At 71.2% G+C, this 19,157-nt stretch carries 18 protein-coding genes; 16 read left to right on the forward strand and 2 right to left on the reverse strand.

The window, feature by feature from the left end; translation table 11 throughout:
- Nucleotides 1-136 precede the first annotated feature (136 nt).
- From DN069_RS32240 to DN069_RS32295, 12 genes are all read left to right on the forward strand, one after another.
- Complete coding sequence (locus tag DN069_RS32240) at nt 137-1,744, forward strand: anthranilate synthase component I family protein (protein WP_243640035.1); 1,608 nt, start codon at nt 137-139, stop codon at nt 1,742-1,744.
- A complete protein-coding gene (locus DN069_RS32245) occupies nt 1,741-2,331 on the forward strand; it encodes an anthranilate synthase component II (protein WP_111506788.1) in 591 nt (196 codons plus the stop codon). The genes DN069_RS32240 and DN069_RS32245 overlap by 4 nt, the downstream gene beginning before the upstream one ends.
- 10 nt (nt 2,332-2,341) lie before the next feature.
- Nucleotides 2,342-3,694: a class II 3-deoxy-7-phosphoheptulonate synthase gene (locus DN069_RS32250; RefSeq protein WP_111506789.1), complete on the forward strand. Its 1,353-nt coding sequence runs from the start codon at nt 2,342-2,344 to the stop codon at nt 3,692-3,694.
- Between the two features lie 248 nt (nt 3,695-3,942).
- Nucleotides 3,943-4,275: a LysR family transcriptional regulator gene (locus DN069_RS32255; protein WP_111506820.1), complete on the forward strand. Its 333-nt coding sequence runs from the start codon at nt 3,943-3,945 to the stop codon at nt 4,273-4,275.
- Nucleotides 4,276-4,280: 5 nt separating this feature from the next.
- Nucleotides 4,281-5,444, forward strand: a complete 1,164-nt coding sequence (locus DN069_RS32260) for a JmjC domain-containing protein (RefSeq protein WP_165845730.1) — start codon at nt 4,281-4,283, stop codon at nt 5,442-5,444.
- A 152-nt stretch (nt 5,445-5,596) separates the two neighbouring features.
- On the forward strand, nt 5,597-5,773 hold the full coding sequence (locus DN069_RS40515; protein WP_165845731.1) for a hypothetical protein: 177 nt from the start codon (nt 5,597-5,599) through the stop codon (nt 5,771-5,773).
- A 97-nt stretch (nt 5,774-5,870) separates the two neighbouring features.
- Nucleotides 5,871-6,641 (forward strand): hypothetical protein, encoded by a 771-nt coding sequence (locus tag DN069_RS32270; protein WP_133260111.1) that lies wholly within the window; start codon nt 5,871-5,873, stop codon nt 6,639-6,641.
- A 2-nt stretch (nt 6,642-6,643) separates the two neighbouring features.
- Nucleotides 6,644-7,546, forward strand: coding sequence for a multinuclear nonheme iron-dependent oxidase (locus tag DN069_RS32275; RefSeq protein ID WP_111506793.1), 903 nt, complete (start codon nt 6,644-6,646; stop codon nt 7,544-7,546).
- On the forward strand, nt 7,543-10,701 hold the full coding sequence (locus DN069_RS32280) for a carbamoyltransferase C-terminal domain-containing protein (protein ID WP_111506794.1): 3,159 nt from the start codon (nt 7,543-7,545) through the stop codon (nt 10,699-10,701). The genes DN069_RS32275 and DN069_RS32280 overlap by 4 nt, the downstream gene beginning before the upstream one ends.
- Nucleotides 10,694-11,944, forward strand: a complete 1,251-nt coding sequence (locus tag DN069_RS32285) for a YcaO-like family protein (protein WP_111506795.1) — start codon at nt 10,694-10,696, stop codon at nt 11,942-11,944. The genes DN069_RS32280 and DN069_RS32285 overlap by 8 nt, the downstream gene beginning before the upstream one ends.
- Nucleotides 11,931-12,749 carry a TfuA-like protein gene (locus tag DN069_RS32290; protein WP_111506796.1) on the forward strand — a complete coding sequence of 273 codons (819 nt, stop codon included), beginning with the start codon at nt 11,931-11,933 and terminating at the stop codon, nt 12,747-12,749. The genes DN069_RS32285 and DN069_RS32290 overlap by 14 nt, the downstream gene beginning before the upstream one ends.
- A gap of 186 nt (nt 12,750-12,935) precedes the next feature.
- On the forward strand, nt 12,936-14,273 hold the full coding sequence (locus DN069_RS32295) for an MFS transporter (protein WP_111506797.1): 1,338 nt from the start codon (nt 12,936-12,938) through the stop codon (nt 14,271-14,273).
- Here the strand turns inward: DN069_RS32295 and DN069_RS32300 are convergent.
- On the reverse strand, nt 14,206-14,754 hold the full coding sequence (locus DN069_RS32300; RefSeq protein ID WP_111506798.1) for a GNAT family N-acetyltransferase: 549 nt from the start codon (nt 14,752-14,754) through the stop codon (nt 14,206-14,208). The genes DN069_RS32295 and DN069_RS32300 overlap by 68 nt on opposite strands.
- Before the next feature lie 108 nt (nt 14,755-14,862).
- Nucleotides 14,863-15,000, reverse strand: a complete 138-nt coding sequence (locus tag DN069_RS40520; RefSeq protein ID WP_165845732.1) for a hypothetical protein — start codon at nt 14,998-15,000, stop codon at nt 14,863-14,865.
- Nucleotides 15,001-15,330: 330 nt separating this feature from the next.
- Between DN069_RS40520 and DN069_RS32305 the strand changes: the two genes are divergently transcribed.
- Genes DN069_RS32305 through DN069_RS32320 form a run of 4 tightly spaced genes read left to right on the forward strand, consistent with a single transcriptional unit; the run spans nt 15,331 to nt 19,058 of the window.
- Nucleotides 15,331-15,642, forward strand: coding sequence for a hypothetical protein (locus tag DN069_RS32305; protein WP_111506799.1), 312 nt, complete (start codon nt 15,331-15,333; stop codon nt 15,640-15,642).
- Nucleotides 15,643-15,688: 46 nt separating this feature from the next.
- A complete protein-coding gene (locus tag DN069_RS32310) occupies nt 15,689-16,405 on the forward strand; it encodes a hypothetical protein (RefSeq protein WP_133260112.1) in 717 nt (238 codons plus the stop codon).
- A complete protein-coding gene (locus DN069_RS40525; protein ID WP_165845733.1) occupies nt 16,402-17,157 on the forward strand; it encodes a hypothetical protein in 756 nt (251 codons plus the stop codon). The genes DN069_RS32310 and DN069_RS40525 overlap by 4 nt, the downstream gene beginning before the upstream one ends.
- A complete protein-coding gene (locus DN069_RS32320; protein ID WP_165845734.1) occupies nt 17,154-19,058 on the forward strand; it encodes a carbamoyltransferase C-terminal domain-containing protein in 1,905 nt (634 codons plus the stop codon). Before DN069_RS40525 ends, DN069_RS32320 begins: the two co-directional genes overlap by 4 nt.
- Nucleotides 19,059-19,157 lie beyond the last annotated feature (99 nt).

The raw sequence follows: 19,157 nt of genomic DNA on the forward strand, positions 1-19,157 counted from the left end.
GGTCTTCAGCGGCCGCCCGCCGCCCCGACCGCCTGCCGACCGGGTAGGCGCCCATCCGCGGCCGTGCGCCGTCGAGATCACCACCGCTCGGCGCACCCCGCGGGCAGCCGCTGAAGACCTGAGAGGGAGTACAGCCGTGAGCACGCTGCTGATGCCACCCGGTCCCCGGAGCGCGACACACAGTTCCGCCCGGAACGACCACGTCGGCCCCGCCCCGATCGACGTCCGTGTCGACGAGACCCTGTTGCCCCCGCACGATCCGCTGGAGCTGTACGCCGTCCTTCGGTCGTACCTCGGCCAGGACGAGGTGTTCCTGCTCGAGGGCTCCTGGGGGGCGCGACCCGAGGACGCCGCCGCGGTCGTCGGCTTCGACCGTCTGGCCGAACTGCGGGTGCACCGCGGCGAGGTGTCCTTCCACGGCGCCCCGCTCGTCGTGCGCGAACTCCTCGCCGCGTCCTGCCAGGTGGGCATGGTCCCCGGGCCCGACGGCGCCCGCGCGACCGTGACCGACCCGGAGCAGGTGTGGCGACTGCTCGCCGCGGCCCAGGCCCTGTTCACCGTGCACACCGCGATTCCCGCGGACCGCTTCGCCTTCGGCTTCCTCACCACCCTCGGCTACGGCGCCGCCTGGCACATGGAGCGGCTGCCGGAGGGCGCCCAAAGGGACGAGAGCGAACCGGACTGCGTGCTGACCCTCTTCCGCAACACCATCTGGTACGACGGCGACGAGCACGGACCGCGGCTGCTGACCGCGCACGCCCGGCAGTTCCCCCTGCCCGAGCCGCTGCGCATCCACGGTGCGGTGCGAACCGCCCAGGTCGCGGCCCGCGCGGGCGCGACCCAGTGGTGCCCGGCCCCCGCTGAGGTACGGGACTCCACGGACCGGGACACCTACCTGGCCCAGGTGGACCGGTGCCTGGAGCACATCGGCCTGGGCGACATCTACCAGATCCAGATCGGCCACCGCATCGAGGTGACCACCGCCCTGCGGCCGCTGCAGGTCTACCGACGGCTCCGCCGCCGGAACCCTTCCCCGTACATGTACCTGGTGCCGCGCGCCGGCACCGCGCTCATCGGCACCAGCCCCGAGGTGCTGTTCGACAGCGACGGCGAGCACCTGCGGATGCGTCCCATCGCGGGCACCCGGCCCCGGAGCGGCGACCCGGAGGTGGACGGGCCGCGCATCGCCGACCTCGTGGGCGACGAGAAGGAACGCGCCGAGCACGTGATGCTGGTCGACCTGTGCCGCAACGACGTCGGCCGGGTGTGCCTGCCCGGCACGCTCGAGGAGCGGGACCTGATGACGGTGGAGACCTACTCCCACGTCTTCCACCTGGTCTCGACCGTCGAAGGCCGGCTGGACCCCACCCGGGACACCTGGGACGTGGTGCGCGCCACCTTCCCGGCCGGTACGGTCACCGGCGCGCCCAAGATCCGGGCCATGGAGCTGATCGAGGAACTGGAGAACACCGAGCGCGGCATGTACGCCGGCGCGGTGGGTCTGGTCGACGCGCGCGGCTGGAGCCGCCTGGCGCTGTGCATTCGCACCATCGTCCACCACGGTCCCGAACCCGATCCGGTCGACGGATCCGTCCTGCCGCCCCTGGCCCGCGAGCACCGCTACAGCACCCGCGCCTGCGCGGGCATCGTCGCCGACTCCGTTCCGGAGGCGGAGTGGGCGGAGACCCTGCACAAGATGGGCGCCGCCTACTGGGCCCTGACCGGTGAGGAGCTGCAGCCGTGAAGGTCCTGCTGGTGGACGCCTACGACAGCTTCACCTACATCATCGACCAGTACCTGCGCGGCCTCGGCGCCGACACCGACGTGGTGCGCAGCCGCACCGCGACGCCCGCCGAACTCCTCGCGACCCGCCCGGACGCCGTCGTCCTCGGCCCCGGCCCGGGACACCCCGCGGACTCCGGGCACGTGGAGCTGGTCCGCGCCTTCGCGGGCCGGGTGCCGCTGCTCGGCATCTGCCTCGGTCACCAGGCCATCGGCCTCGCCTACGGAGCACGTGTGCGGGGCGCCGACCGCCTGCGGCACGGCAAGACCAGCGTCGTCCGCCATGACGGAACCGGCCTGTTCGCCGGCCTCGGCACGACCATGACGGCGACCCGCTACCACTCCCTGGTCCTCGACGAGCCGCTGCCCGATCCCCTCGAGGCCACCGCGCACGCGGTCGACGACGGTCACGTCATGGCCGTCCGGCATCGCGAACTCGACGTGTCCGGGGTGCAGTTCCACCCCGAGAGCGTCACCACCGAGGGCGGGCTCCGCCTGCTGGAGAACTTCCTGTCCGCGAGTCGTATCCCGGCCACCGGCCGACTGTGAGGGAGTAGTCATGACCAACATCGACGGATGGCGTTCCCTGCCGGCGGCCCAGCAACCGGACTGGCCCGACACCCTGGACGCCGCACTCGACCGGCTGAGCAGCGCTCTCCCGCTGGTCACCCCCGGCGAGTGCGAACTGCTCAAGCAGCGCCTGGCCGAGGTCTCGCAGGGCAGAGCGTTCCTGCTCCAGGGCGGCGACTGCGCGGAGACCTTCGCCGACACCACGACCGAGTCGGTGCAGGGCAAGTTCCGCACCCTGCTCCAGATGGCCCTGGTGATGACATTCGGTGCCTCGATCCCGGTGATCAAGATGGGGCGGATGGCCGGACAGTTCGCCAAGCCGCGCTCCAGCTCCACCGAGACCCAGGACGGGGTCACCCTGCCCGCCTACCGCGGTGACGCCGTCAACGGATTCGGCTTCACCGAGGCCGAGCGCGCCCCCGACCCGGAGCGGCTGATCCGGATGCACGCCGCAGCCGCGGCGACCGTCAACATGCTCCGCGCGGAGTCCCTCGGCGGCGGCGCCGACCTGCGCCAGGCGCACAGCTGGAACCGGGACTTCGTCGCCAGCTCGCCGGTCGGGGTCCGCTACGAGGCCCTCGCCGACCGGATCGACCACTCGCTGGACTTCATGGACGCCTGCGGCGTGGATCCCGCCGCACTGCACACCACGGAGTTCTTCGTCAGTCACGAGGGCCTGCTGCTGGACTACGAGGACGCGCTGGTGCGCCGTGCCCCGGACACCGGCAACCTGTACGCGACCAGCGCCCACCTGCTGTGGATCGGGGAGCGCACACGGCAGCTGGACGGCGCCCACGTGGAGTTCTTCTCCCGCCTCGCCAACCCGGTGGCCGTCAAGCTGGGGCCCAACGTCGAGCCGGACGAGATGCTGCGCCTGATGGACCGGCTGGATCCGGACCGCGAGCCGGGCCGGCTGACCTTCGTGGCCCGGATGGGTGTCGGCCTGGTGTCCGACCGGCTGCCGGTCCTGGTGGAGAAGGCCGCCGCGGAGGGGGCGGTGGCCTCCTGGGTCTGCGACCCCATGCACGGCAACACCTTCCAGGCCCCCTCCGGGATCAAGACCCGGAGCTTCGACGACATCGCCGAGGAGGTGACGAGATTCTTCGAGGTGCACCGGTCGATCGGCACCCACCCCGGCGGCATCCACCTCGAGTTCACCGGCGACAACGTCACCGAGTGCATCGGCGGCGGCTCGGACCTGGGGTTCGAGGATCTCCGCCGTAGCTACACCTCGACCTGCGACCCCCGGCTGAACCGCACCCAGTCCCTGGACCTGGCCTTCCAGGTCGCGGAGCTGATGGCCGCTCAACGCGAGTCCTTCCGCGCGGATGCGTGGCGGTGAGCCGCACCATCCGAACCGAACCCCACCACGAGACGGCCGCCTTGACTCCGGTCAGGGCGGTCATCACCATGTGTGTGCGAACGGCGGCGGCGCAGGCCGTCCGGCCCCGTCGCGCGGATCCCCGCTGAAGTCGCGGATCCGCGCCCTCGTTTTTCCGGGTGCGTGCTTGAGGTGCGCTCACCCTTGCGCCCAGGCCCCGTTCGCCGGTCACCATGCCCATTCGGGCGGACGACGTTGGAGGGGTGATCATGGAACTACACCATTTGCGGACCTTCTGCGAAGTCGCGAGGGAGCAGAGCTTCACCCGGGCGGCGCGCAATCTCTACTGCGCGCAGTCCACGGTCACCGCCCAGATCCAGTGCCTGGAGAAGGTGCTCGGCGTCCCGCTGTTCGTACGCAGGGGACGCTGCCCCATCGAGCTCACCGCGGCGGGTGAGGTGCTGCGCATCCGGGCGGAGCAGATCCTGGCGGTCGTCGACGAGACGGACCGTGAGATCCACGCGATCCGGGAGGGCGCGTTCCCCCGGCTGTACGCCGACCGCACCCCGGCCCCGCTGCTGCCGGCCCTGTCCGCCGCATGACGGACGTGCCGACGAGTCAAGCCCCCGACAGCGAGGACCAACCGGTGCTGCCGCTGCTCGGTGACCCCGCGCGATTCGCCCAGGGATGGCCGCGGACCCCGTACCGACGCGTCGGGACAGCCGCCCCGCTGCGATCCGTCCTTTCCTGGTCGGATCTCGACGACCTGGTCAACCGGCGGACGCTCCAGACACCCGCCTTCCGAATGGCCCGCAACGGATCAGTCCTGCCGATCGGCACGCTGACCCGCGCGCCGCACACGACCACCCAGAACGTCACCGGTCTGGCCGACTCCGCCGCGATTCTGCGCGAGCTCGGCGAAGGCGCCACCTTGATCCTGCAGGGCCTCAACCGGTCCTGGTCCCCCATCGGCGCCCTGTCCCGCAGGCTGTCGAGCGAGATCGGCCACGCCGTCTTCGTCAACGCCTACCTGACGCCGCGTGCCACGCAGGGATTCGGTGCCCACCAGGACTCCCAGCACGCCTGGCTGGTGCAGTGCCAGGGCTCGAAGACGTGGCAGCTGTGGGCTCCCGACGACGATCCGGAGCACGATCCTCCGGACTGGACGCTCCAGTTGGACGAGGGTGACGTGCTGTGGATCCCGCGCGGGTGGTGGCACAGCGGCAGCAGCGGAGACCGTCCCAGCCTGCACCTGACCTTCGCGGTGTGGGCCACGACCGTCCAGGACGTCCTCAAGTCCCTGACCAGCGAGCTGGCGTTCGAGCCCGCCCTGGCCGAGGAACTGCCGCCCCGGGCCCTTCACGAGGCCGCGGCAGCCAGGTCCGCCGTGGGGGAGACAGCGGTCAGGCTGGCCGAGCTGCTGGCGCGAACCGACGTCCCCGGCCTCACCCAGAGGCTGCTCACCACCCACCTGCAGCGTTTCGACCCCCTTCCGGGACCGGACCTGGCCGGTGCCCTGGGCGTCGACGACCCGATGCTGCACGCCCATCCCGAAGCGGTCCTGCATACGGCGGTGGACGGCCCGCAGGTGCGCCTGCGCACGGCTGACAGCGAGGTGGTCATGACCGCCGAGCAGGCGGCGGCATGCCGCACGCTTCTCGCCCGCACGGGCGGCTTCAGGCCCGATGAGCGCGACCGGCACCGTCTCGGCGACAAGCTGCTCGGACAGTTGGTCGACGCTCGCTTGCTCTGTTCCGGGCACCACGGGTGACGACCACCCACACCCGCAATTCATGAAATCCGATGATATTTGCCGCCCATGGTCACGGTCTGGTTGCCTGGCGGCACCTGGAGTGAGCCAGGCAGCCAGCGCCCGGATCGCGAATCCGCGCTGGTGATCACCCCCGTCAAGTGGAGGTCCTCATGGCCGAAATCAACGAGATCCTCGCCGCGATCGACAGCAGCAAGAAGGTCCGCTCTGCGGTCATCGAGCGACTCGTGAGCACCCACGCGCAGGAGGTCGTCAACCCGCTGCGCGCCATCGCCGGCGACGACGTCTCGTGGAGCTCCATCACCTCCAACAAGGACTGGTCGGAGTAAGAAGCGCGATCTGCCCGCTCGCAGGGCGGCCCACCCGCGAGCGGGCATGCGCACCTCCTCCCCTCCCTGCCAGACCCCACGGAAGGCGACGAAAGCCATGACAGTGCCGGTGCAGCCCCTCTCCGTGGAGCGCACGCGTGAGCTCATGCACCGCGACGAGGCAAGCGCCCGCACCGAGTTGCTTCTGCGCCTCATGTACTCCTCGACCGCGGCCGGGACAGCGTTCCAGGCTCTTCGCGACCCGGCGGCCGAGGTCGCCGACACCACCGCAGCGGTACTGAGCACCATCGACGAGCGGGCCCTCGCCGTGGAGCGGGCTGCGCGCATGCGCAACCTGCAACGCCAGCTCGAGCGCACCTGTCCGCCGCTGCGGGGGTGTCTGCCGAACGGACTGCTCGCCCGTCAGGTGCAGGACTACGCCGACTCCGATGCTTTCTGGCGACCGCTCGGCACCACGCTCTTCGAGAACTTCTGCCTGTTCGCCCACGCCCGCGTTCGTGAGCAGTCCCAGTTGTGGGCCGATGTCCTGCAGCTCTTCGGCCTGGTGGCCCGCTTCTCGACCCAGGAACTGATCGCCCCGCCGCCCGAGGTGTGCGCCTGCACCAGCGGCCTGCCCGGCGCCGCCCCCGATCCGGCCGCCGCTCCCGCCTCCCCGTGGGACAGCGGCGGCCTCGTGGCACCCGACATCCCCGGCGCCCTGCAGGTGGAGACCTTCCCGTCAGCGTGGCGGCTGGTGGACGACCGCGGCCGTATGCCCACCTCACTCGAACCCGAGGCGATCGGACCGGAAGGCACCTACCAGATCGTCGTCGCGGCCTTCCCCGGCGGGAAGGTGACCGCCGCCACGCTACTACCGCTGCGAGGTTGACCATGGACACAGTCGGCGCCACCGGACCAACGCCCCGGTTCGGCTTCGGATTCGACTGGCAGCACCGGCGGCGATACCCGCGCACCATCGCCGACGTGTGCGAGCAGTACGCGGACCGGCTGAGCCACCTGTCCTGCGTGTCGCTGCCCGACGCCCTCGCGGCCCGGACCTTCGTGGCCGACTGCGCCAAGGGCCTGCCGGTGGTCCACCACCTGCCAGGGGTCGCCCCCGCGGCGCCCCAGGGCCCCAACCTGGAGCTGCTGGAGCGCCTCGAGGCCGTCAGCGACGAACTGGACGCCGTGTGGATCTGCGAGGACATCGGGCTCTGGTCGGTCGGCCCGTACCCGCTGCCCTACTTCACGCCCCCTTTGTTCGAGCAGGAGAGCGCCGACCACGTCATCGCCGGCATCGAGGCGATGCGCGAGGTGACGCGCTACCCCTTCGTCCCGGAGATCCCCTCCTGCACCCTCGCCGTCGGCCGGATGACCCTGGGCGACTACTTCCACCGGATCACCGACGGAGCCGACTGCGACATGCTGCTCGACGTCGCCCACGTCTTCTCCTACGCGGTCGCCACCGGACGCAGGTACGAGCAGGTGCTCACCTCCCTCCCGCTGGAACGAGTGGTGGAGATCCACGTCGCCGGCGGGTACGTGGACCCGACCTTCGGTAACCGGTACCTCGACACCCACAGCCACAGCATGGCCCCCGAAGTGATCGAACTGATGCAGCAGGCGCTCCCGAACTGCCCCCGGCTGCGCGCCGTCACCTACGAGATCGGCGTCGATCTGAGCTCCGACGACCTCGACCAGGACGTCGAGCGTGTCGACCGGGCACTCGCCGAAGCAGGCTGGACTCCCGACCTGACGTCCGCCGCCCGGACCGTTCCGGTGGGCGCGCGATGACCGGGACGGACGCGAGCGCACCCGCGGCGGCCCTCTCCCCGGCCGAGGCGCTAGGCCTGACGGCGGCCCAGGCCGCCGGACTCGGCGCCGGGGTCCGGGTCCTGGTGCTCGGTGCCGCCGTGGCCAATGCCCCGGTCGCCGACACACACAGTCAGCGCGTCGGCAGCCTCTGCTCGCAGCTGGCGGGCCGGGCACAGATCGGCTACGCCACCGCCGCCCACCTGGGGAACGACACCTTCGAGGACGACCTGCGCGAAGCGGTCGCCGAGGGCGGCTACGACATCGTCGCGCTGCCCTGGTCGGCGCCAGAGCAGCAGGCCGAACAGTTCGGTGTGCGACGCGCCTTCGAGGCCGTCGCCGGCGACCCGGACGGCGCGCTCTTCATCGCCGCGGCCGGGCACGACGGCCCCGGCCGACTGCGCTTCCCCGCCACCAGCCCGTCCGCCGTCGCGGTGGGCCTCGGCGCCGCCGACGGCACACTGAACGCCTGGTGCGGCGGTGACCCGTTCGGGGACAAACCGCAGCTCCTCGTCCCTGACGCCCGCTACACGGCCTGGAGCACCGACGGCGACCACCCCATGCGCGGCACCTCCGCCGCCACGGGCATCGTCGCGGGACTGGCCGCCGCTCTGCTCGCCCGGCTGCGAGCGGACGGCCAGGTGCCCTCCCCGCAACTGCGCGCGGCGCTGCTGGCCGCGGCCGGTCCGCGCGGAGTGCTGGCCCACGCCCCGCTCGTCGAACTGCTCCGCGGCGACAACGCCGATCGCGGGATCCGGCAGCTGACCCTGCCCACCGAGGGCGCCGGACTGAGGATCACCGCAGCCGGGCACCGCCCGCTGCGCCTCGCCGTCACCGCCGCCGGCCCCCGCGAACGTCGTACCGGCCAGGACGCCCCGTCCTGGATGCCACCGACCCCCGACGTGGCCGTGACCCTCGAGCCCCGTCCAACCGGGAACACCGCCACGTCTGAGCCGCGCCGCACCCAGGGGGCCGGCTGGACCGTGCTGGACCTGCCCGACGGCGAGGAGATCGAGCTCGCGGTCACCGCCTCCATGGGCGCCGCCGCGCACGTCGCGATCACCGGCGCGACCGCCGTCGTGGTCTCCGGCGCCGAACACACGGAGCCCGAACCAACCCGGCCGTCAGCACAGCGCACCTCGGGCCGGGGACCGGTGATCCTCGGGATTTCGGCCAGTCACGACGCCTCCGCGGCGCTGCTGGACGACGGTGTGCCCCTCGTGGCGATCCAGCAGGAACGCCTCACCCGGCGCAAGCACGACGGTGTCGGCTGCCTGGACTCGCGGGTGACCGCGGACTACTGCCTCGCCTCGGCCGGCCTGCGCCCGGAGGAGGTGGACGTGTTCGCCTTCAACGCCCAGCCGCTCCTGCCCGGTTACGTGGGTCTGTCGGTGCCGTCCGCCGCCGCCGACTTCGACCTGTTCGACCCCTTCGACGAGCGCGTGGTGTACGTCTCGCACCATCTGGCACACGCCTTCTCCGCGTTCTGGGGCTCGCCGTTCGACGAGGCCGTGGTGGCCGTGTGCGACGGTTCCGGCGGATCGGTGCTCGGAACCGACGACCTGCTGATCAGCGGACCGGAGCTGAAGGAGTACCTGGACCGGGGCCTTGAGGGGCGCCTGCCCATGGTGCACGTCTTCTCCGCCTACCACTTCGACCGGAGCGGGTACCGGCTGCTGTTCCGGGAGACCGCCGACTCCTTCAACGTCCGCGTCGGCTCCTCCTCGATCGGCGAGACCTACGCCGCGGTGAGCCAGTACGTCTTCGGCGACTGGCAGGAGGGCAGCGGCAAGCTGATGGGCCTGGCCCCCTACGGCAAGGCCGACAACATCGGAGCCAGCTTCCTGGAACCGGGCGAGCACGGACTCCCCGTCTTCACCTCCGCCTGGAAGGACCGCTTCCGCGACCGGCGCGCCGCCCGGGACCCGATGGCCTGCGCCGACCTCGCCGCCCGGGTCCAGGCGGACCTCGAACGCGCCGTCAGCGAGCGGATGTCGTACGCGATGTCGCTCGTCCCGCAATGCCGCGACCTCGCCTACGCCGGCGGAGTCGCCCTCAACTCCGTGGCCAACGACCGCATCGCCCGTGAGAGCGGCGCCGAGCGCTTCTTCGTGCTGCCCGCGAGCAGCGACTCCGGCGTCAGCCTCGGAGCGGCCGCCGCCGCGCACTACCGCCTCACCGGAACCACCCGGCGTCCACTCGGCGAGTTCAGCGACTACCTGGGCCACCCCTACACCCAGGCCGACCACGAAGCGGCCCTTGCCCTCGTGGGCGACCGGGTCCAGGTGAGCGACCTCGACCTGGCTTCGGTCGCCGACGGCATCGCCGCAGGCGACGTGATCGGCTGGTTCCAGGGAGGTTCCGAGTTCGGGCCGCGCGCGCTGGGCCACCGCTCGGTCTTCGCCGACGCCCGGCTTCGCAGCACCTGGGATTTCATCAACTCCCAGATCAAGTTCCGTGAGGACTTCCGCCCGCTCGCGCCGATCGTGCCGGAGGAGGTCGCCGCGGAGTACTTCGAGATCGACCAACCCTCTCCGCACATGCTGCGCGTCGTCCCGGTGCGCGAGGCATACCGGGAGAAGCTCGCCGCCGTCACACACGTGGACGGCACCGCCCGGATCCAGACGGTGTCGCAGGCGAGCAACCCGCAGGTCCACCGGCTGCTGCACCTGGTCGGGGAGCGCACCGGGATACCCATCATGGTCAACACCTCCCTCAACCGGCGCGGCGAGCCGATGATCGAGACCCCTGGCCAAGCCCTGGACATGCTGCTCGCCACGCACCTGGGCGCACTGGTCCTCGGCAGCCGGGTGGTGCGCCGCCTGGACGGGGGCAGCCCGATGCTCACACTGGACACCTGCGTCGCCCTCGGCCCGGGCGTGAGCCTGACCAGCGAACAGGACGAAAACGGAGTGGCGAGGCGCATCCGCGGCGGCGCCGAGGGACGCCAGGGTCTCCTGCTGCCGCAGTGGTGCTTCGCCGCGCTCTCGGGCAGTGGCCCGGGCCGCCGGCTTGGTGACTACCTGCCCGACTGCCTCGAGGGCGTCGTCGTCGACGTCGACGACGCCCTGGCCTTCCTGACCGCCCTGCAGGCCCGTTGCCTGATCGTCCGCACCCGGGAGGCGGTCCGTGACTGAGCTGGTGGAGCGGCCCGTCCGCGCCGTGCCCCGAGGTGCCGGACCCGCGCATGCGCTGGCCTGGCTGAGCGACTGCGCCGCCGACACGCCCCTCGTCGACTGCGGCACCTCGCACCGCTCGCTCGCCACGGAGCCGGCGCTCGACCTCGTCTGGCCGCTGCGCCATCGCCTGGGGATCAGCCGCGTCGCCGACCTCACACCCTTGGACAAGCTGGGCATCCCGGTCTTCAGCACCACCCGCACGGGCGCCACCGGCAGGATCACGCTGTGCCGGGGCAAAGGCACCACACCGGCTGAGGCGCTTGCCTCGGCGCTGTTCGAGGCGGTGGAGCAACACAGCGCCGCGCTCGCCCGCCCCTCGCTCACGGCCTGGCCGACAGAGCTCGAGGCGGCCGGCCGCCACCTCGGCGCGTACGACCTCGGTATAGCCAGGTACCCGGACGCTCCGATGGACTGGATCCGCGGCAGGGACGCGGCCGACGGCAGCCCGGTATGGGTACCGGCCGTCTTCCCCTACCAGGCGCCGCCCCGCCGTGCCCGCCCGCTGCGCCCCAGCACGACCGGCCTCGCCTCCGGCGCCACGACTGCCGAGGCCGTTCTGCACGCTGCGTACGAGGTGATCGAACGCGATGCCACCTCGCGCTACCTCAGCGGCGGTCCCGGCCGCCTGCTCGACCTCGCGACCGTCACCGGCAGCACCGACCACGCCCTGGTCCAGCAGTTCCTGCAAGCCGACGCGGTTCCCCTGGTCGTCGACCTGACACGCACCACCGTCCTGCCGACCTTCGCGGTCTTCGTCCTCGACGACAGCGTCAGCCAGACCGGTCCCCTCACCGCCGGGTACGGCACCCACCTGAACGCCGGTGTCGCCCTGCGCCGGGCCCTGACCGAGGCGGCCCAGGCCCGCGCCACCGCGATCCAGGGCACCCACGAAGACCTCGACCGGGCCATGCCCATCGAGGGCAGCGACCCGAACCCGCAGCGTGCGGCGTTCACCGCGCGAGCCCTGACCGCCCGCGCGTGCGGCGTCACCGACTTCGGCACGCTCCCCGCACCACCGCCCGGGTCCACCCGCGCCGCCCTGGCCGAGGTCGCCTCGAAGCTGGCGGAGGGCGGCTACCCGCGCCTGGTCTACACGGACCTGACGGTCCCCTCGTTGGGCCTGCCCGTGGTCCACGTCGCGATCCCCGGCATGGTCGACTCCGGACCCGCCCCAGCGAGGAGCCACCATGGCACGCCCTGACCGCCGGCTCACCGCGTTGCTCGGCGGCCTGCAGCCGGCCGTCGAGGCCCGTCCCGTCGTCTACGGCGCCCCGTCACTGCAGCCACTCGACCCGCAGCTGCTGGCACAGGTCGAGCTGCGTCCCCCCGTCCGACGCGGGGACCTGGCCCGGCTGCACGAGCGCCGTCCGGGGACAGTGGTCCTGGTCGACGGCCTGTTCGGCGGGTCCCTCACGGTCACCCCGGCCGAGTGCCGTGAACTCCTGGACGCCGGCTGGACCGTGGTCGGCGCGTCCAGCATGGGCGCGCTTCGCGCCGCCGACCTGTGGCCGCTCGGCATGATCGGCGTCGGCGACGTCTACGCCCTCTACCGGCTCGGCACACTGACCTCGGACGCGGATGTGGCCGTCGCCCTCGACACGGACCGCGGTCACCGCGAACTCACGGTCTCCACCGTGCAGCTACGTGCCGTCCTGGCCGCCGCGAGCGGCGAGGGCATCATCGGCGCCGCGCAGCGCACCCGCATGGCCCGGCTGGCCGAGCGCCTCCATTGGAGCGAACGCTCCTGGGGTGCCTGCCGCGAGCTGTGGCAGTCAGCGGGCGTCCCCCGCGGCGTGATCGCGCACGTGGAGCGGCTCGGCAGCGACCCCCGCACGGACCCGAAGGTACGCGACGCGGAGACCGCGCTGCGGGCCGTGCTCGCCCACGGCTACATCGAAAGCGCGGCGCCGCCGCAACGCTGCTGCCCGGTGTGCACCACGCCGCTGCCGGGCACGGCCCTGTTCTGCTCGGGATGCGTGTCCGACGCCCACGAGACCTGCTTGTGACGCACCCCTCCGGCTGAAGGCCGGAGCTGCTCACCTGTTCCCCGACGAAATCCCCGTCCGCGCTCCGCGGGCGGGGATTTTCCGTGCGCCCGCACCCGGATAAGAAGCCGAAAAGCCGTCAATAGGACCTCCTCGTAGCGTCCGGAGTCGAAGACCCCACTTCGACCCGGAGAGGAAGGTCCCGGTATGCGTTCCACCAGGAGCGACCGAGCCGCCCGTCACCTGGAGAAGCTGCGCGAGTTCCTGGGCGACTCGCACGAACGCAGGCTTCTCGTCACCGTGGCCACCGACGCCACCGGCAGCGGCCTGTTCATCGCGGGAGCCGCCCTGTTCTACGTACGGGTGGCAGGCCTGTCCGGCAGCCAGATCGGCATCGGGCTGTCGGTGATGGGCATCGTGGGGCTGCTCGCGGCACTGCCCAACGGCGCCCTCGCCGACCGGATCGGCCCCCGCCGGGCGCTGATCGCGCTGCACCTGTGGCGCGCGGCATGCTGCAGCGCGCTCGCCTTCGTCAGCAGCTTCCCGCAGTTCCTGACGGCCGTGGTCCTGCTCGGACTCGCGGAGTACGCCGGTGCGCCCGCCCTTCAAGCCTATGTGGCCGGCGCCTTCCGGGCGGAACGAAGGGTCAGGCTCATGGCCCGGATCCAGACCGTCAAGAACACCGGATTCCTGGTCGGCGCCCTTCTCGCGGCCGCCGCCGTGAGCACCGGCAGCCCGTGGGGGTACCGCCTACTGCTGGTGGGCGACGGCCTGTCCTTCCTCGTCGCCGCCGTACTCATGGTCACCCTGCGCGCCGCGGCCGCCGGCCCGGCCGTCGAGCGCGTCCGCCGCAAGCTGCTCGCCCCCCTGAAGAACCCCGGCTTCGCCGTGCTGACCGTGTGCAACGGGGTGTTGATGCTGAACTTCTCCGTGCTGACCATCGGAATCCCCCTCTGGATCGTGCGCGCCACCCACGCCCCGGCCGCGCTCGCCCCGATCCTGCTCGTCGTCAACACCGTCCTGGCCATCACCCTGCAGGTGCCGCTCAGCCGCGGCGCCGACACCATGCGCGGCGCAGGCAGGCAAACCCTCCGCTCCGGCTGCTGCCTGGCCCTGATGTGTCTGGCCCTGGCAGCCGCCGCCCTCCCGAGCGCGCGGACCGGAGCGGTCGTGCTGCTGCTCGTCGCCGTGCTGCTGCAGACGCTCGGCGAGATCTGGTACTCCTCCGGTGGCTGGGGACTGCAGTTCGCCCTCGCGCCCGAAGGCGAACAGGGCAGCTACGCGGCGGCTTACGGGCTCGGCTCCACCACCGAGGGACTGCTCGGGCCGACCCTGGTGGGCGCCGGCGTCGTCTCCGCGGGAACAGCCGGCTGGGGACTGCTGGCGGCGGCGTTCCTCGCAGCGGGCGTCGCGTCCTGGACGGTCGCGGCCCGGGCCGCAGCGCGGTCCACGCCTGGAGGCACCGTGGCCCCCGAGGTCACAGCGTCGGCGGACCGTCATGCAAGGTCCGCTGAAACAGCAGGTGATCTCGCCACTGCCCGTTGATGTGCAGGTAGCGCGGGGCGAAACCGATGCGCTCGAAGCCGCAGCGTTCCAGCACCCGCTGCGACCGCTCGTTCTCCGGCAGCGTGGAAGCCTCCAGCCGGTGCAGCCCCAGCTCCTCCCGCGCCAGCCGGCACACCTGGGTGACCGCGGCGGTGACCAGCCCACGGCCCTGGTGGCTCGCGGCGACCCAGTAGCCCATCCACGCGCTCAGGAACGCACCGCGCGTGATCCCGGTGAGCGTCACCGCACCGACCACGGCGCCGTCGTCGTCCAGCAACCACGGCGCCGTCAGGCCCTCCTTCTGCTGACGCAGTTGGTCCTGCAGCCGCGCCGCCTGACCCACCTCGGTGAAATACGACTCCGGACGTCGCGGCTCCCAGGGCGCCAGGTGCTCGCGATCGCGCCGGAACGCCAGCGCCAGACCCTCGGCATCCGTCTCCTGCGCTGCGCGCAGCGTGATCCCGTCCACCAGCACGACCATCGTTGCCCTCCTCGACACTTCGGCAGTTCGCCTTCGACAGGTGAGGCCCCGTCCCGCTGACTCCGGGACGGGGCCTCACCTCATAGCGCGGTAGTAGCCGGGAGGAGGCTACATACCGGTCACTGCGGTGCTGCCACCAAAGGCGGCCAGCACGACGGGCGGGCTCCAGCGCTGCGGGCGGGACCCTTCGCCGACATTGATCTCGGCGCTCTCCATGGGAGGCGCGGTGAATCCGAGGTTCTGCATCGTCACTCCTCAGTGAGCAGCTGCGCTGCGTGCAGCTGCGGGACCGCCTCCAGGAAATCACGGCATCCCTCGACATATCGGATTCCATCGGAGGATCTGATGCCGGACGGGCACGGCGCTCCCACCTGTCGATCTCTGTTCCCCGCCCAGGCCGGCCTGGTGATTTCACGGATCGAAAACGAATCGATAGCTCGAATTCATAAGGTCGTTGACGTACCCGGACGAAGTCGCCCGACAACGGGGAGAGGTTCTCACATTCCCCCGGTGACAGTCCGCAAGAAATCCATGAGAGAGGCCGAGCGGTCTCCGACAGCAAAGGAAGACATTCTCATGAGTGGTTTCGACCTGGCCCAGATCACCGACATCGATCCGGCGCTCGACAAGGAGCTCGACGCGGCCGCACTCGAGTCGGCGCTGCCCACCCTGACCGCGAAGCTGACCGGTCTGTCCAGCGCCCTGTCCGAGGACGAGCGCGCGGTCCTGAGCAGCATCGTCACCTCGGCGAGCCTGCACCTGAAGGCCCTGCAGGACGTCAACATCGAGGCCGACTACATCTACTCGAAGCCGATCTCCGCGGCCGCGACCCCCTCGATCCGCGCCCAGCTGCTCGACCTTCCCTCCGCTCTCGGGATGACCGAGTAAGCGCGGCACGCCACGGATCACACACGAGAACGAGAGGAATTCTGCGGTGGAAAATTCGACCTTGGTGGACCGACTGTCCCGACTGTCCTCGGAACTCTCCGCCGCAGAGCGGGAGAACCTCAAGTTCATCCTCAGCATGGCCGCTGGGGGACTCCTCAGCGGCCATGCGGGGAACGTCGACGACGAATTGCGCAAGGCGGCGCTGGCAACAGCTCAGCGTTCGCTGCCGGCCCTGCACGGGAACCTTCGCGCCGAGTTCGAGACAGGGGTGGTGTTCTGCGGCCGTGCCTCGTTCTTCTCGGACGAGGACATCGACGCGCTGGACCGGGAGAACCGCGAGTACCGGCCGCGGGCCGACAGGTTCCACGACCACTTCGTGGCTTCCGGAGCCCCCATCGCCCGCGAGCTGGCCCTGTCGCAGGCCATCAGTGACTTCCTGGCCGCAAAGGTGGGCCCGGTGGTCCCGTCCTTCAAGGCGAACCACCTCTACTACGACCAGCCCGGACTGGGCATCGACCCGCACGTCGACAAGGACGACTTCTCCCTCAACGTCCTGACGATGCTGGAGCACAGCCCGGCCGAGCGGCACTCCGAACTGATCCTCTACCCGCCGGAGCAGGACGCACTGCACCTGCAGCTCCAGCGCGGCGAATCGCTGATCTTCTTCGCGGACAGCGTCACCCACCAACGCACGCGTACGGCCGAGGGCGAGCGGATCCGCCTGGTGTCCTTCGGCTACCGCACGATAGGAGCCCAGTCATGACCGCGATCCAGGACCATGCCCAGCCGCAGACCGAGCCTCTGACCATCGGTCAGAAGCTGGCCCGGCTGCATCAGGAGCTGACCCCGGCCGAGCAGGCCAACCTGAAGCTGATCCTCGGCCTGTCCGCGGGCCGGCTGGTCCCGGCCAAGGACCCCGACGCCGGCCAAGGCCGTACGGCGGTCTCGGAGGCACTGGAGATCCTGTGCCCCTACGAGGTGGATGACCCGCGCGGCATCCAGTACCGCGGCCGTCCCGACTTCCTGACCGACGAGCTCTTCGGGAAGCTGCTGGCCGAGGCGGCCCGCGTCGGCGAGAGCGCCGTGCCCTTCGACGAGCACTACCTCGGATGCGGCGGACCAGTGGCGGACGCGATCGCCACCAGTCCCGAGCTGGCCGAGCTCGTCGCCTCCGTGGTCCCCAAGGCCGAGGCAACCGGCATCGCGAGCTACCTGTTCTACCGCGACGCCGGCCAGGGGATCATCCCGCACATCGACACGGACATCTTCTCCCTCAACGTGCTGATGATGCTCGCCCACGACATCCCCGAAGGCACCGAGCAGCCGTCCGCGCTCTACATGCACTACCCCGACGGCACCGAGGAGCGCCTGCAGCTCTCGCCCGGCGAGGTCGTCATCTTCCTGGCGGGCACTCAGGCCCACAGCCGCACCCCCATCTGCCAGGACGAGCGGGTCACGATCCTGACCTTCGGCTTCATGCCCGAGGGCGCACCTTTGGAGAACTACCGGCGATGACTACCGTTCTGGGCATCCACTGCGGCCACGAGGCCTCCTGCTCGGTGGTCCGCGACGGTCGGCTCATCGCCGCCGTCCAGCAGGAACGCGTGACCCGTCGCAAGTACGACGGGCAGGAGTTCCTCTCCGACCGACTGCCGATCGCGCAGGTCCTGCACGAGGCCGGGGTGACGATGGACGACATCGACGTCATCGTCAGCTCCTTCCAGGCGGCCGGACCGTCCGGCGTCGGCCTCCAACGGCCGCTGTTCGCCAGGTCCTTCTCGGCCTTCGACCCGTTCGACCCGCGCCACCACGTGGTCTCGCACCACCTGGCCCATGCCGCCTCCGCCGTCTACACCTCGGGACTGGCGCAGGCCGCGGTCCTGGTGTCGGACAGCGCCGGCACCACCTCACGTGACGGTGCGGACTTCTACCTCCCGTTCAAGGACTTCTACGGCTCCTACTACAGCGACGCACCCGACGGCGAACTGCTCACCGAGATGCGTTCGGTCTACGCCTTCCGTCAGGGCCGGTTCGTGCTGCTGGACCGTGCCTTCAGCCGGGCCCACAACCAGCCCGACGTCTTCGTCCAGAGCGAGGCCAGCCTCTACGACAACGTGGCCCGGTACCTGTTCCGCCAGGAGCACTCACACGGGCAGATGATGGCGCTGGCCGGGCTGCCCTGGCAGGGAGCACCCAGGCTGGTGGCCGACGACATCGTGACCGCCGGGGCCGCGCCGCGGCTGAAGAACGGCTGGCAGCTGCTCGAGGCGGCACCCGATCCCGCGGACAACGCGGACATCGCCGCCGCCGCGCAGGAGGCCTTCACCAGGCTGCTCACCCACCACGCACAGCGTGCGGTCGAGCTGGCCGGGATCCCCGACCTCTGCTGCGCGGGCGGGGTGTTCCTCAACCTGACGGCGAACAGCGCGATCGCCGCCCTGCCGGGCGTGCGCGAGGTGTCCGTGCCCTCCTGCCCGCACGACGCCGGTATCTCGGTCGGTGCCGCGTTCCTCGGCTGGGCTCACTCCCAGCCGAGGAACGAGATGCCGTTGCCGAGCCACCGGGTGGGGGCTGACTTCCTCGGCGTGACCGCCGAGGCGATCACGCCCGAGCGGGCCGCCGAGGCCGGCTTCCCGACCGCGGTCCCGCCCGGCGAGGCAGAGGAGGCGGCAGCGATGGCTGCAGCCCTCCTCGCCCAGGGCGCGATCGTGGCCCGGTTCGCGGGCCGCGCCGAGTTCGGTCCCCGCGCGCTGGGTAACCGGTCGCTGTTGAGCCACCCCGTGGCCTGCACGGACGCCCGCGCCAAGCTGAACCGGCTGAAGCAGCGTCAGGGGTGGCGCCCGGTGGCCCCGATGGTTCGCGAGCAGGACCTGGAAACGTACTTCCGCGGGCCCGCCCGGTCGCCGTTCATGAACTTCAACTTCGACGTCCGCGACGAGTACCGCGAGCTGCTGGCCGAGGCTCTGCACGCCGACGGCACCGCCCGTGTGCAGACCGTCACCGCCCAGGACAACCCCGCCATCTACGACCTGCTCACCCGGATCGCCGCGCACGGCCTGGTCCCGATCCTGATCAACACCTCCTTCAACGGTCCGGGCCAGCCGATCATCGATTCGGCCACCGACGCGCTGGAGTACGTGCGCCGCCCGGAGGTCGACTTCCTCCTCACCGAGGACGCCCTGTTCGCCACCGCGGTACCCGCCGCCCAGGTGACGGTGCGCCGCCCCCAGACGGTCGCGATGGCGGTCCTCGGCTCCGGACCCGCAGCGAAGTACCTGCTCAGCCACGAGCACGCGACACAGCAAGTGGACCAACAACTCTTCCTGGACCTGTGCGGACAGCAGAGGGTCACAGCCGACGGGGCATCGCCGCAGGTGCGGGACTGCCTGCGCGCCGGCCTGCTCGTCGAAGGCTGACCCCTGTCCTGCACGACAGGGCCCGGATCCCCCGACCTGGCCCTGTCCCCGGATCCGGCCGGCGACTCACAGCTGCGGTGAGCCGCCGGCCGGATCAAT

Origin of the sequence: Streptacidiphilus pinicola, assembly GCF_003258295.1 — a bacterium.
In the GTDB taxonomy this organism is placed as follows: Bacteria; Actinomycetota; Actinomycetes; order Streptomycetales; family Streptomycetaceae; genus Streptacidiphilus; species Streptacidiphilus pinicola.

Excerpts from the sequence above, each read along its gene's own strand:
- DN069_RS32275 (WP_111506793.1), top strand. The coding sequence starts at position 6,644 with ATGGACACAGTCGGCGCCACCGGACCAACGCCCCGGTTCGGCTTCGGA.
- DN069_RS40515 (WP_165845731.1), top strand. The coding sequence starts at position 5,597 with ATGGCCGAAATCAACGAGATCCTCGCCGCGATCGACAGCAGCAAGAAG.
- DN069_RS32295 (WP_111506797.1), top strand. The coding sequence starts at position 12,936 with ATGCGTTCCACCAGGAGCGACCGAGCCGCCCGTCACCTGGAGAAGCTG.
- DN069_RS32320 (WP_165845734.1), top strand. The coding sequence starts at position 17,154 with ATGACTACCGTTCTGGGCATCCACTGCGGCCACGAGGCCTCCTGCTCG.
- DN069_RS32300 (WP_111506798.1), bottom strand. The coding sequence starts at position 14,754 with ATGGTCGTGCTGGTGGACGGGATCACGCTGCGCGCAGCGCAGGAGACG.
- DN069_RS40525 (WP_165845733.1), top strand. The coding sequence starts at position 16,402 with ATGACCGCGATCCAGGACCATGCCCAGCCGCAGACCGAGCCTCTGACC.
- DN069_RS32290 (WP_111506796.1), top strand. The coding sequence starts at position 11,931 with ATGGCACGCCCTGACCGCCGGCTCACCGCGTTGCTCGGCGGCCTGCAG.
- DN069_RS32280 (WP_111506794.1), top strand. The coding sequence starts at position 7,543 with ATGACCGGGACGGACGCGAGCGCACCCGCGGCGGCCCTCTCCCCGGCC.
- DN069_RS40520 (WP_165845732.1), bottom strand. The coding sequence starts at position 15,000 with ATGCAGAACCTCGGATTCACCGCGCCTCCCATGGAGAGCGCCGAGATC.
- DN069_RS32255 (WP_111506820.1), top strand. The coding sequence starts at position 3,943 with ATGGAACTACACCATTTGCGGACCTTCTGCGAAGTCGCGAGGGAGCAG.
- DN069_RS32250 (WP_111506789.1), top strand. The coding sequence starts at position 2,342 with ATGACCAACATCGACGGATGGCGTTCCCTGCCGGCGGCCCAGCAACCG.
- DN069_RS32270 (WP_133260111.1), top strand. The coding sequence starts at position 5,871 with ATGACAGTGCCGGTGCAGCCCCTCTCCGTGGAGCGCACGCGTGAGCTC.
- DN069_RS32305 (WP_111506799.1), top strand. The coding sequence starts at position 15,331 with ATGAGTGGTTTCGACCTGGCCCAGATCACCGACATCGATCCGGCGCTC.